Raw genomic sequence first — 13,696 nt, 5'->3', positions numbered from 1 at the left:
AGAATAGACATTTCAGGAAAAGTTACCGAAAAAGGACCAGAGGTATACGATTCGGCAGCAGTAAAAAAACTTGCAATAATAGCGGCCACAGAAACAGCAAGAAACGTACTCAGAATAGACGAAATTATCCCCAAAAAATGATATCGCGATGATAACAATGCAAATCCCTCTCAAATGCATTGGTATCTACCTCCTAAAAATAAAAAAGAAAAAACATTTAAGGGGACACAAATTTGCCATTTTAAAGTGCTCCTGAAAAGTAAATGTCCAAGGATTCTCATGAAGGAAACTTGCGTTTTTCTTTTCAGAATGCTTGATTCTCAAAGGTATTCTTAGCTTAATGATTATTACTCAACGGCTTTCTTTTTTATCAAAGGAAAAAATTCTGGGACTGGATAAAAAGAATAAGCCCCAGAAAATCGAAGTGGTCTGAAAAACATGTACCTGAAAAAAATAGGCCACGTGTAAAACCAAGACCTCTAAAAATATAAAGGCCTTTGTATAAAATCTGCCAATTATATTTATATAGAGCTATTTATATAGAGTTATTTATATAGAGTTGATAATCCCAGAGATGGGAGAAATTCCCGTTACCAAATAATTTGGAGTCGTTGTCTTACTATTGAAACCTGCATTATATGGATGATTGCAGAAAACAGAAAACCTGAAGGTTCCTGTATTAATTGGCCTATGTGCAATTTTTAATCGCTGCGGTATAAAAAAGACTTAATGCTGCAAGGAATTGGTTTAAATAGTTATCCCGACTACGACGGTGGAAGTTGATATTATGAGTGAACTTGTAGATTTGATCTTTTTTTCTGAAAAACGAAAGGAAATTTTGATCTTATTGGCAAAAGGACCAAAAAGTGTCGATGAGATCAAAAAAGGACTTCACGGGGGCGGATTATCCATAATGCCACAGCTAAAAAAGTTGAAAGATATGGATATGATTGTCCAGAAAGGGGACATTTATGAACTCTCTGACATCGGAGAAATAATTAGTAAGAAAATGCTGCCCCTAACTGACCTTCTTCAGGTCTTTGAGGGAAATAAGGACTTCTGGTCAAAGCACGACAGAAGACCAATTCCTGAGCATCTGATAAAGAAAATGTACATGCTGGGAAAATGTCAACTGAATGAGCCTGACCTTGATCACCTCTTTGAATTTCCAAAAGATCTGAAAGGCATATTATTCAGGTCCCAGAGGTTAAGGAGCTTTTACTCATTTTTTTGCCCTGATTGCCCCTCAATTCAGGCAACCTGTGCAGAGAACGGGGCAGAAGTAGATCTGATTTTGGATGAAAAGGTGTACCTCAGACTAAAGAATGATTTTAAAGATAAATATCGGTTGCTGCTTAAAAACAATGTTTCACTTTATATTTACAGAGGAGAAATAAAGCCTTCTTCCTTCATAATTTCAAATGAATTTATGATGCTGAAACTTTTCGGAAAGGAAGGAGAGTTTGACCACAGAAACATCATGAGCTTCAACAGTAGCGCTATTGAATGGGGAAACGAACTTGCTGATTACTACATAGGACTTTCCGAAAAAGTAAATTAAATAAAAAGTTGTGCATTCAATTGCAATACCAGAAGCTGATATGGCGCCCCGCCAACAATTCAAAATAGATAGTTTTCACCTGGTTTTATTCGACTTTTTCCTCTTTTTTCGAGATTATTCATAAACTTCAATGCTATCGAAAGTTTTCCCTTCTCCGGTGTTATTAATTTCACTATATCAATTTCTTTTTATATTACAGAATTGATCCCATGCCCCATAAGATTGATTCGTACACTAAAAACAGTACCCCCAAATATTTCAAGGTTGAGTTATTTTGAAGGTATCTATTTTACTTGAGCCTGATTATTTGGCAAGAACAGATTTTTCTCATTCATTTCCTAAAAAGCCTTCATTTAACGATTTTCTTTTACCCTAAAATTTCCTGGTTAACTAATTTTCCTGATTCACCTAAAAGCCCCTTTTACAAATCTTCCTACCCTCTCCCGAAAAATCCCTCTGCCATAGATAGTAGTATCCTAAAAATGAGATGCCTGAAAAACATAAATACACGCACAAAAAAAGAAACGCCAAAAAATAAGAGCAGGACTAATATTCACAGATTTTACAAAAACGGTATCGGCTATGCTATATATTAGTGAGGGAATAATATCTAAATGTAAACCATAGCAGAAAGATGAAGATCCAGAGATGAAAAAAGGCTTTTTTCAGGCGCACTGAAGAAAGACCATCAGGTTAGAGAAAACAGCTGCTGGATAGACATCAGGAGATCTATGGAAATAGAGGAAGGAACCACCTTTAAGTAACCCTTCCTGAAGCAGTAAAAACGGGATTCCAGAACCTTTCTAATCCTAAAAAATGGAGGTTTAATATGGCAAAAGAAGAAATATTAAACGCTTTAGCTGATGCTGTCGTCGAAGGAGATGACGACCTCGCAGAAGAATTTGCACAGAAAGCTCTTGACGAGGGACTCGACGCATATGAAGCAATTGTTGACGGCCTCGCAAAGGGTATGAACATTGTCAGTGACCAGTATGAAAAGGGAGAAGCATTCGTGCCAAGTCTTCTTCTTGCAGCCGATGCAATGTATGCAGGAATGGAAATCTTGACCCCTCACATGAAGGTCGACGCAAGCGCTGGTCCCCAGAACGTCATCATAGGTACTGTTGAAGGAGACGTCCACGATATAGGAAAGAACCTCGTTAAGACAATGATGACTGCAGCTGGATTCAATATGATCGATCTCGGTGTCGATGTGCCACTCGGAAAATTCGCAGAGGCTGCAAAAGAAAATAAAGCGGCAGCAATTTCCATGAGCACCCTGATGACCACCACAATGGGCGGAATGGAAACTGTTATCGAACAGCTTCAGGAAGAAGGTATAAGAGATTCACTTGTGGTTATGGTAGGCGGTGCACCTGTTTCAAATGAATATGCAGAATCCATCGGAGCAGACGGTACCTCCCGTGACGCCAGCGGAGCGGTCGATACCCTTACCTCTCTTGTCAGCTCACTTCCTGCCGATGCGTGGAACGATTCCGCAGTTGTAGCAAGCAAGATGAAGTACAAAGAAATTCTCGCAAAGAAGAGTGCCAAGGAAGAAATCGACATAGGACTCGTCACAGCTGAGAAGATCCTCGCAGAGTACGATTCAGTTGTACCCAAGTTCAATGAGACTATGACCAAGAAGGAAAGGTTCGTCTCCGCTTTCCAGGACAAGAAGGTAGACAGGCTCCCGATAGCACCTCTCATCTGCGGTCTTTCTAGGAAGTTTGTGCCCTGCACTTATGCAGATTACTCCACAAAAGCCGAGAAGTATGCAGCTAGTGTAGTTGCAGGTACCAAGTACTTCAACATTGACAACTTCGTTGGCCTTACTGACCTTTGTGTGGTTGCAAGCGACTTCGGTGCAACTATTAGAGTCCCTGAAGAAGACACACCTGCAGCTACTGGCCACCTTGAAGACTACGAGAAAATCGAAGTCCCAGAAATCAAGGAAGGCACCCGTGCCTACAACCTGATCCAAGGCAATAAGCTTGCAACTGAGAAGGCAAAGGAAATTGGCGCACCTGTCACCGCCCTTTTCGAAGGTCCACTAGTAGCCCTGACCCAGATCATGGGAGCAACCCGTATCCTCTCCGACCTCAGGACAAACCCTGAAGTAGTACTCAAAGGTCTCGAGAAGACCACAGAGTACTGCAAGGAAATGGCCAAGATGATGTTCGAAGAAGCCCAGCCCGATAATCTCTGTCTGGCAACGCTCTGGACTAACAATGTTATTCTCAGTGCAGATGAATACATGAAGACAGAAGGTAAGGTCATGCAGGATGTCTTCGCCCCGCTCTACAAGGAATACAACAAGCCAATGGTTATCCACAACTGTGCAGATGCTCCTCACTGGGATCTGATCAAAAAGTGGGACACCAAATACTACAGCTATACCTTCTATCCCGACAAGGTAAACAAAGGCTCAAAGGACCACAAGTACCTTATTGAGAACTACGGCAAAGACGTCATGTTCGCAGGTGAAGTCAGCCCGGTTGTTTTCCTTGATAACAGCCCCGAAGGTATCCAGAAGATGAAGGCAGACACCGTTGCCCTTCAGGAGAGCGTCCTGAACACTCTCAAAGAGAATGGCATGCAGTCCAAGTATGTGATCTCTACTGGATGCGAAGTGCCGCCAAAGGGCCCGTGCGACACCGTTGCCGCCCAGACCTATACCGCTGCACAGACAGGTCCGGAACTCTTCAAGAAGATTATCGGATAAACCCGTTGATGTCATTCAGTCAAAAAAGCAATGTGAATATTGCTGCTTGAAAGGACGGACAAAACATTCCGTCCTTTCTTTTATTTAATTACATTTCAGGAATTTCCCGTATATGTCAAGAATAAGACTTGTACCAACTTAATTAAATTTAGATCTCTAGAAGTAAGTCCAACGAAAATCTCCACTATTTCCACATGAACTTTAAGTTAAACCTGTAAGACAGGAAAAATAGGAATAAATGGGATCTCCACATTCCATAAATCTCCACATTCCATAATATCCTGAAATATTAGATAAATCACGCTGATAACAATGCTTCTCCCTCTCTAAGGCATTGTTATCCCAACCTAAAAAGTAGATAGACCTAAGAATTCCTCAGAACACACTTTTGCCATTTTAGTGTGACTTAGGAAAAGGAAGGTCTAAATCCACGAAAAAGGTTCAATGCTCTAAGCCTCAAACCTCCAGGCAAGAAGGGGCTATGAACCAAAAAATTCAGGATCAAAGCACTATCAGGCTCTTTTTGCCATTTTAAGAGCTGGAAAATGCTTAGGATCCCGAAGTACTTCAAAAGATTGGTATGCCCCCAAACTGCCGTAACCCTCCAGGCAGGAGAAAGGGCAGCAATCCAATCGTTAATGGTAAGATACCTCACTTCATGAAAGATACAGGAACTTTTTTCATATTTTGTTTTCTGCAAGTTTTCATAAAGTTTTCTCCATCACTTTGTGAATCGATTAGTTTTTTCTACAAACTTTATTTGACAGGATTCCTTTGAATCTTGGTTTTAGATTTTTGTTTCTACAGGATCAGATAATGGGCTGAAGACGTATTATCTTCAGAAAAAATGTCGCATATGCGAATTAATTTATATAACTAGTTCACAGATATTTTAAATGAAAAATATAAACGCGATCCTGCTTGTATTAGCTTACAGAAAAAGTTACAAAGGCTTAACGTCATAAAAAAATTAAATGGCAGATTTTATGGCAGATCCCGACCTGAAAGATCGTTTTCTTAATGTCCTGAAAGGCAAAGCTGTGGATAAAGTACCTGCTCTGTCGGTAACCCAGACCGGCACTTTAGAACTTATGGGAAAAAGTGGGGCAGCCTGGCCTGAAGCTAATTTTAACGCTGATAAAATGGCAGATCTTGCCCTTGCAGCCCATAAATTTGCAGGGCTTGAGGCTGTACGCTATCCTTTCTGTCTAACTGTACTTTCTGAAGCTATGGGATGCAGTATTAATCAGGGAAGACGTGATGTTCAGCCTTTCCCACGAACTCGGCCTTTTGCAGAGGATGCAGAAAGCCTGGAGCTTCCCTCAGATCTTACGGATAGGGGACGGATACCGCTCCTTGTTGATGTAACTTCTACCCTCCGAAAAAGGGTAGGAGAAGAAGTTCCTCTGATTGCGGGCATAGAAGGGCCTGCTTCTCTGGCTTCAAGGCTGCTTGGGACATATAACTTTCTTACCTGGGTAATGAAAAAACCCGAATTGATCCGGAGATGTCTTGAGGTTACAGGAACTGCCTGTTCAGAATATTCTGCTGTACTGTCCGAAGCCGGAGCAGACGCGGTTTGCATAGTTGATGGAATAGCAGGTCCTGACATGCTGGACCCGAAGCATCTAGCTTCCCTAATAAAGCCCGAGTATGAACATTTCTACAGAGTCGGAAAAGGAATGAAGCTTATACATATATGTGGCAATTCCACATCAATCCTCAAAATGCTCTCTGAATGCGGGTTTAACGGAATTAGCATAGAAGAGAAGGTTACTGATTTGCCTGCTGCAAAGAAGCTTATTGGGAAAAAAGTAAGTCTTATAGGAAATCTTTCCTCATCAGGGGTTCTGCTTACAGGAACCTGCGAGGAAGTCAAAAACGAGGCAAAGAAATGCCTGGAAGGTGGAATCAATATACTTGCTCCGGGCTGCGGGATTGCCCCGAGAACTCCTCTTGCGAATCTCAGAGCGCTTGTTGATGCCAGAGATGAATTTTATAATAAATAATTTTTAATTGCTCTGATTAGAATTCTAGTCTTTTTCATTCCTGCCAGCACTACAGGCTTTATTCTCTTTGCGATTTCTTCTTTTTATCCCCTTTGCTATTCTGTTTTTCCCTTTGCGATTCTTTATAAATCCGTGCTTATGAAGTTGATCTCTACAGAGTCAATGCCCCTGAAAAATTAACCCTCCACGAAATAAATGCTTTATCGAAAATCAATACTCTATTGAAAATCAATGCCCCCTAAAAAATCAATACCCTATTGAAAATAAAACTCCTTCACAATAAACCCCAAATTATGTTATATATTTTTACGTCTAAATTAAATTATAAAAGGATTAATCAACGTGAGAATACTGCGCAGCTCATTTCACTGATTTAAGTCCTATCCGGTTCATAACAGTCTGATCGCGGATAGGCTTCAATAACTTTAATTTTCAAGCCTGTGTGGAGTGAAAAAAATGTATGGGATCGCACTTGATCTGGGAACAAGCGGCTTTAGAGCGCAGCTTATAGACCTGGAGACAAGAAAAGTCGTAAGAACCGCAATGACAATGAGACATCCTCTTCCTGGAGGCAATGTTATAGATCATCTGGACTTTGCCCTGGAAATAGGGGAAGATATTGCAAACAATATCATACTGGATGCAGTGAAGAAGATAATCGAAACCCTTGACGTAGAACCTGCTTGCATCCGAAAAATCGTGGTTTGTGGAAATCCTATCCAGCTTTCTCTCTTCCAAAACTCGGAAATCCGAGATCTCGCCTTTGCCGGAAAAAATATGCAACGGCGGCTTGGAGTAGAGAATGTGGACAGAAGTGCAAGGGTCTTTCCGGCAAACGAACTCTTCAAAGGCGTTCTGGATCTTCCGAACTGTGAGATTACTATACCTCCTGCAATTGCCCACGAAATCGGAGCTGATGCCCTGGCAATGATGATAGAAACCGATTTTCTGAACCAGAAAGAAATTTCTATTGTTACGGACTATGGCACAAATGCGGAGATGGCAATAAAAGTGGGGGATAGGATTATCACAGGCAGTGCGGCTGCAGGACCCGCCATTGAAGGACAAGGAATAAGCTGTGGAATGATTGCAAGTCCGGGTGCGATTTCGGATGTAAACCCTGAAGGAGAATACTGGCGGCTTACGGTTCTGGATGAAAAAATGGAAGGCAAAACCGGAGCTCTTGTAAACCCGATTACCGGAGAAATTCTTGAGAAAGGGGAAATCGAAGCTGTAGGAATTACGGGCACAGGTGTAATTGCGGTTATTGCCGTTGCCATGGAAACAGGTCTGATGGAGCAGCCACCTAAATTGCCCAATGGAAAGCTAATCCTGGGAGATTCCATCGAAATCACCAATGATGATATTTCGGAAGCCGGAAAAGCTATAGGAGCAATTCGTGCGGCGCAGCTAACTCTCCTGCTTGAGGCAGGCGCCTCCTTCGAAGATCTAGAAAACGTCTATATGTCTGGGGCATCTGGAACATACGTAGATAGCAGAAAAGCCAGAAAAATAGGTTCCTGTCCGGATTTTTCAAACAAAGTCGTTCAGTTTGGAAATACTTCCATTACGCTTGCGAGAGAGCTTCTTCTGGATGAATCAAGGCTTGACGAAATTATCGCCCTTGCCGGCACTATAAAAGCCGATCACCTAATGATGGCGACCAGCGAGACCTTCAAGAACATCTATACCTGCGAGCTTTCCTACTGGACCGAGGGGATGAGCATGAAACTATACAAAAAATATATGAAAATGTATAAGTATCCGCCCTTCCCGGAGCCCGTAGAAAATGCCGTAATGGAGAAAAGAGCAGCCAGGGATATAGAGGAAACAGGCAACGCTCCGATAGAGATTGTAGAGGATATAGGAATCACCCTTGAAGTCCCTGTGGAAGGATGCCTTAACTGCAAACGCTGTAATGAAGAGTGCCCAGAAAATGCCCTTGTGACCGTCGAGAAAGAAGGAAGATCCTTTGTAAGCTGCAGTACTCAGGACTGCCTCGGAACAAGCTGTAGACGCTGTGTGCGGGCTTGTCCGATAAATGCAATAGATTTCAAGGATATTGCAGCCCTGGGTATAAATGGCCTTTAAAGAAACTGCATAAAAGGCGAGATTTACTGATAAGAAACTCTTAGAAGCACATATCACAGGTAGAGCTGCAAAAATGACACAAATCAGCGTATCTTCCAGAATCTGTGGTTTAACCCATACAGTAACGGGAAGGATTGAAGGAGACAGTATCATCATAGAGATTGATACCCCATGTGAAAAATTCAGAGCCTTCACCTTCCTGGAAGTTCCTCTTCAGAAACTTCCAGATAATCAGAACGATATTATCTTGGAGATGGAAAGACAAATTAATTGCTCCTTTGAGTGCACCAGGGAATGTGCTCTGGACTGTACCAGAAAATGTCTGATCCCTGGTGCAGTGTTTAATGTATGTAACATAGAGAATGAGCTTGCAAAAAAGAGCCTGCAAATACTTCCTCTTAAAGATGCTGGAGTCCTTCTAAATGAGAGTACAAATTAAGGGCTTATATTGCTTATTCTAAAAGTAGATATTAATCAGAGCTTCCTAAACAAAAGCACACCCTTTTCAAATTTAATCTTTAAGAATATAACATAAATTAATCTAAGCTTTGTAGGCTTTGTAGAAAACCTATCTAAGCATCAAGAGATAGAAACTAACTATGAAAATACAGATTATAGTTCAGTTCAAATTAATGTAGATTTGTTATTTAATAGGATTTCTACAGAGCCAAAAAACCAATGTCCTAGCAGATTTGAGCTAAACGACAACTAAGAGTATGTCTTAAAATTAAACTTGATCATACAAGTGGATTAGTTCTTACATTTAAACCTAAAACGGTAAAACCTAAAACGGTAGCATTTTATGGTTATTGTAATCGATTTTATATATTGAGTACGTAAATCCTATGGGATAAATGATACCTTAAGGTCGATGAGTATCCATATTTCAGGAGTAACTTTAATACCATCCAATTATTGACTTTTCGGATAGGCTCTAAGCCGAAAAAAAACCAGCACCTTAGAGTTTAATTGATGATATTAATGAAATAAATCGAGGAAAGATGCAAAATATCCTTGTAATCGGATACAATAACCGGAACATTGTCTGTTCCGCTCGAAGAGCTGGTTATAATGTCTGTTCTATTGATGCTTTCCGTAGCTTAGACCTACAAGAATGCGCATATGCTTCAGCTCTTCTGGAGCACAAGGCTGAACCAAAACTGATTGAACTGGATGTTTCTAAGATAAAGGCTCAAATGGTTGCCTTCGGGCTTGAGTTTGATGCCATTGTCCCGGGTTCGGGCACGGAAATGTTTGATCATAACTGCTTTTCCTGCCCTGTACTTGCCAGCAGTCCGGAGAATAAACAGAAAGCTTCAAACAAAAAGTACCTCTCAAAAAGACTTGAAGCCCTTAGTATCTCGCATCCTAACTTTTATTCTCTGGACGAAATAGATGCAATTGAATATCCGGTAATTGTCAAACCTGCCTTTAGTTCAGGAGGACTCTTTAATAGGATTGCTAGAGACAAACAGGAGCTTTTTTCTGTCCTTGTAAATTTATGTAGTCTATGTCACCGCAGGCTGGATCTGGAGTTCATGGCAGAGACAGTTGTTATACAGGATTTTCTGGAAGGTATTCCTTCAAGCGTCTCTTTACTTTCTACCAAGAAAGAAGCTCTCTCAGTGGCAGTAAATGAGCAGTTAATAGGGATACCTTGGCTCTCAAGACTTCCATTTGCTTATTGTGGGAACATAACTCCTTTCAGGACCGATCAAGCTGAGGAAATGGAAGCTCTTGCTGAAGAACTGATACTTGATTTTAAGCTCCTAGGCTCAAATGGGGTGGACTTTTTGGTTACGGAAGCTGGCCCTATAGTGCTTGAGATAAATCCCAGGTTCCAGGGGAGCTTTGATACAATCGAGAAAGCAATGAATATTAACCTTTTTGAAGCCCATGTTGGCTGCTTCAGAGGCGAACTTCCTTCCAAACCCAAAGCAAATTGCTTTGCTGCAAGGGGAATAATCTATTCGGATAGAGAACTTTTTATAGACAGACAGCTCTTAGCTGCCATTCTCAGGGAAAAGGGAGCAGATATCCCTCCCCAGGGAACGAATGTATGGCCTGATTGGTTTCTTACTTCCCTGTTTTCGTGCACCTCTACCAGAGAAGATACAATCTTGTCCCTTGAAAAGGGGGCAAAGAGGATAAAGACTTTTATTGAATGCAAAACAAAGATAAGTAGTTCCTGAGTCTGTTAGTAATCGAGTGCTTAAGGTTACATAGGAAAAGTGTACCTGAATTCTGAAAACTTTCCGTTCTGAACTTAAAGTTATAGACCTCTCTATTTCTTCATTCAAAGAGGGCTTTTGAACTAATTTTTTAAAAAGTGTCTCAAACTTTCCCTTTCTTCGAGTTCTCTTATCGCATACTAGATCTCACAAGAAAAACATGCTCAGGAGAACAATTTTAATAGTAAGAACCGATTTTAGGAAGGGCATTCTGTCTTTCCTTGTAAGGATTTGCCTGCAAGATCTCAGACAAAAAAATTTATATTTCGGACAATAATTTTCCATTTGAAATCTTCGTTTACTGGAATAAACGGAGCTTTCATAATATATCGCCAGAGGAAGATTATAAGTCCCGCTCAACAAAATTTACGATTTTTAATTACTTTAATTTGAACTTCGGTAAAAAATAAGATATACTTTTTGGGGAAACCAATAGTCACCTTAATTAATGGAAAAAAAGAGAAATAATCTTCAGTTTAATAGAGAGTTTAAGAGAACCCTAATACTAATATAAAGTTCAAAATTATTATATTTATTCTTGCCAATATAATATTGGAATATTTGTAAAAATGATGTGGCTTGGATATTATATTATGAATTTGTTAATATAGTACCCAAGTTGTATTAAACTCATTCCAAGACTCAAAATAGGTTTCAGAAAAATAAAATTAATATAATTATTTCAAACTGTTGGGTTATGATGGGGGGAAATATATGCTTGAAAATGCCCGAAAAGAAGAGCAACAGAGAAATGCCTCTGAAAGGTATTATTCCCGAAAAGAAGAGCAACAGAGAAAAGCCTCTGAAAGGTATTATAGCCGGCCGAAAGCTGCTGAAGTGGAACGGCCAGGCGAGAGATTCGGACGTGAAATCATCAGGCCCTTGACGGAGGCACAACCCATAGAGAGGCGCCTGCTCTTTCTTGAACCAGGTGATAGCCTGGCCCTGGAGAGAATCATGGGAAAGAGCGATCTTGTCGACATCTCCTATCTGGAACTTGGACTGCTCGCGGCCAGACCTGTCTGCAGGATCCATATCGTGAACCCCTTCGGCAGGCCAGAGGGTTATGGCACGGGCTTTCTTGTTGGCCCAAATCTGCTGCTGACGAATAACCATGTCCTCGATACAGCAGAGCTGGCAAGGAAGAGTTTTATAGAGTTTGAATTTGAACAAGATATAAACGGTCGAAAAAAGATATCCAGATCCTTCGACCTGCGGCCCGACGAGGTCTTCGTCACTGATCCGGACCTGGACTTCACACTGGTATCTGTAACCTCCATTGCCACAGAAGGGACAGAGCTTACCGATTACGGATTACTGCGTCTCGTGGAAGATACCGGAAAGGTCCGGGCAGGCGAATACGTCTCCATCATTCAGCATCCTGAGGGCGGTCTCAAGCATTGCTGCCTGCGGGAGAACGAAGTTGTAGATGTATTCGATGACTGGCTGCATTATCTGACCGACACTCAGCCCGGAGCCTCAGGCTCGCCCGTATTCAATGATCAGTGGCTGGTTGTGGGCCTGCACCATTCAGGAGTCCCGATGAAAGATGCCCAGGGCAACATCCTCAAGACAGACGGTCAGCCCTATCGAGAAGGCATCGATGATCCCAGTACCATAGCCTGGGTGGCCAATGAGGGCGTACGAATCAGCTGCATCTTCCAGGCACTGGAGTCGCGCAGCGAGAATGAGCCGATGGTGGCCGAAGCTCTGCGTAGGCTTCGCAGCCATGGCACTGGTCCGATCGGACCTGTGATCATAACCGCCCCAGACCCCATCCCCGGCACAGCAATGGAGCTGGGAGAACTACCCATGGAACATTACCGCCTGGCGGATGGCTACGATCCCGATTTTCTGGGTTCTCTGTACCATCTACCGCTTCCCAAGCTGGCCGAGAATCTCCAGTCCAAAGTCGCAAAACTCAAGGACGGGGGCGAGATTCTCACCTACCTGCACTTCTCGATTGTGATGAATGCCGATCGAAGGCTGGCCTTCTATACCGCAGCCAATATTGACGGCAAGAAGCTGGTGAACATCAAACGCGACCGCGACAAATGGTACTTAGATCCACGTCTCGACCAGAAATATCAGGCCGGACCCAAACTATATGAAGGCAACCCACTTGACCGCGGACATCTGGTTCGCCGGCTGGATCCCTGCTGGGGGCCAAATGCCAAGGACGCGGGAGAGGATACGTTCCATTATACGAACTGCTCGCCTCAGCACGAGCGCCTCAACCAGCATGATTGGCTCGAAGTGGAAGACTACATACTGAAGACCGCAGATAATGCCAATGTGAAGATATCGGTATTCACCGGTCCCGTCTTTCGCGAAGACGATATGATTTACCGCAACGAGTACCTCCTGCCTGCCGATTTCTGGAAGGCGGTGGCGTTCGTCAATAAAAACGGGAAGCTAAGTGTTACTGCCTACCTGCGCACGCAGAAGAATTATTTGGAGAGCATGGAGTTCTTCGACGATGAGTTCAAGACCTGGCAAGTGCCGGTAGCGCAGGTTGAGGCGCTGACCGACCTATCATTTGGCTTACCTACAGATGCCGATCCTATGGCCCGGGCAGCAGCCGGAAAGGGCCTGGAAAGCCAGAGGAGCTATATCCGGAGGATTCGCTCTGCTGCGGACATAATGCTCTGATACAATCATTTGATGCTTGTTGCCTCGGATTAAAGAACGAAGCACAGCCTTGCCAATGAACTAAAAGGTCTCAAGCCGACAAGCCATTTTTTGCGTGTCGGCTTCACTTCATTTTGCGGGCAAGCTCAATGACTGATCTTTTTTCTCCCAGTTAATAAAAATATTACTAGAGTAAAAGGTCATAAAATCTCCAATCTTACTAGAAAGGAGTATTTAGAGTAAAGTTTTCATCAACACCCTCACTTTTTTCATAGTTCAGTTTTTTACCTTGCCTAATCTTGTCTTTGATCTTCTTCAACGTACTCCTATTATCAATTCCCGTTTCTCGCGAATCTTTTGGCTTAAACCAAGTATCCACCCATGAAACTTCTTGAAATCAATGTATGTTTCAATTTTATTACCCTCTAACTCCTGCATTTCAATTTTA

The 13,696-nt window shown here is 42.2% G+C and carries 7 protein-coding genes and 1 pseudogene; 7 read left to right on the top strand and 1 reads right to left on the bottom strand.

Going from position 1 to position 13,696, the window contains the following annotated elements; genetic code table 11:
* Nucleotides 1-787: 787 nt before the first annotated feature.
* From BP861_RS08300 to BP861_RS08275, 6 genes are all read left to right on the top strand, one after another.
* A complete protein-coding gene (locus BP861_RS08300; RefSeq protein ID WP_292374322.1) occupies nt 788-1,561 on the top strand; it encodes a helix-turn-helix transcriptional regulator in 774 nt (257 codons plus the stop codon).
* Nucleotides 1,562-2,390: 829 nt separating this feature from the next.
* Complete coding sequence (locus BP861_RS08295) at nt 2,391-4,286, top strand: uroporphyrinogen decarboxylase family protein (protein WP_292374319.1); 1,896 nt, start codon at nt 2,391-2,393, stop codon at nt 4,284-4,286.
* 974 nt (nt 4,287-5,260) lie between these two features.
* The gene (gene mtaA, locus BP861_RS08290) at nt 5,261-6,295 is read left to right on the top strand and encodes a methylcobamide:CoM methyltransferase MtaA (RefSeq protein ID WP_292374317.1); all 1,035 of its coding nucleotides are present in this window, start codon (nt 5,261-5,263) and stop codon (nt 6,293-6,295) included.
* Nucleotides 6,296-6,751: 456 nt separating this feature from the next.
* A complete protein-coding gene (locus BP861_RS08285; protein ID WP_292374316.1) occupies nt 6,752-8,386 on the top strand; it encodes a methylamine methyltransferase corrinoid protein reductive activase in 1,635 nt (544 codons plus the stop codon).
* Between the two features lie 73 nt (nt 8,387-8,459).
* Nucleotides 8,460-8,825 carry a DUF6951 family protein gene (locus tag BP861_RS08280; RefSeq protein ID WP_292374314.1) on the top strand — a complete coding sequence of 122 codons (366 nt, stop codon included), beginning with the start codon at nt 8,460-8,462 and terminating at the stop codon, nt 8,823-8,825.
* Nucleotides 8,826-9,387: 562 nt separating this feature from the next.
* A complete protein-coding gene (locus BP861_RS08275) occupies nt 9,388-10,578 on the top strand; it encodes an ATP-grasp domain-containing protein (protein WP_292374312.1) in 1,191 nt (396 codons plus the stop codon).
* A gap of 182 nt (nt 10,579-10,760) precedes the next feature.
* On the opposite strand, the pseudogene BP861_RS08270 reads toward BP861_RS08275, so the two are convergent.
* Nucleotides 10,761-10,940: pseudogene (locus BP861_RS08270) on the bottom strand (IS5/IS1182 family transposase); the annotation flags it as partial.
* A 391-nt stretch (nt 10,941-11,331) separates the two neighbouring features.
* On the opposite strand from BP861_RS08270, the gene BP861_RS08265 reads away from it, so the two are divergent.
* Nucleotides 11,332-13,269, top strand: a complete 1,938-nt coding sequence (locus BP861_RS08265) for a DNA/RNA non-specific endonuclease (RefSeq protein WP_292374310.1) — start codon at nt 11,332-11,334, stop codon at nt 13,267-13,269.
* Nucleotides 13,270-13,696: the final 427 nt, after the last annotated feature.

The sequence above is a fragment of the Methanosarcina sp. UBA411 genome (genome assembly GCF_002495725.1).
In the GTDB taxonomy this organism is placed as follows: domain Archaea; phylum Halobacteriota; class Methanosarcinia; order Methanosarcinales; family Methanosarcinaceae; genus Methanosarcina.
The sequence above is the reverse complement of the archived record's forward strand: the minus strand, read 5'-3'. Positions and strand labels throughout refer to the sequence as shown.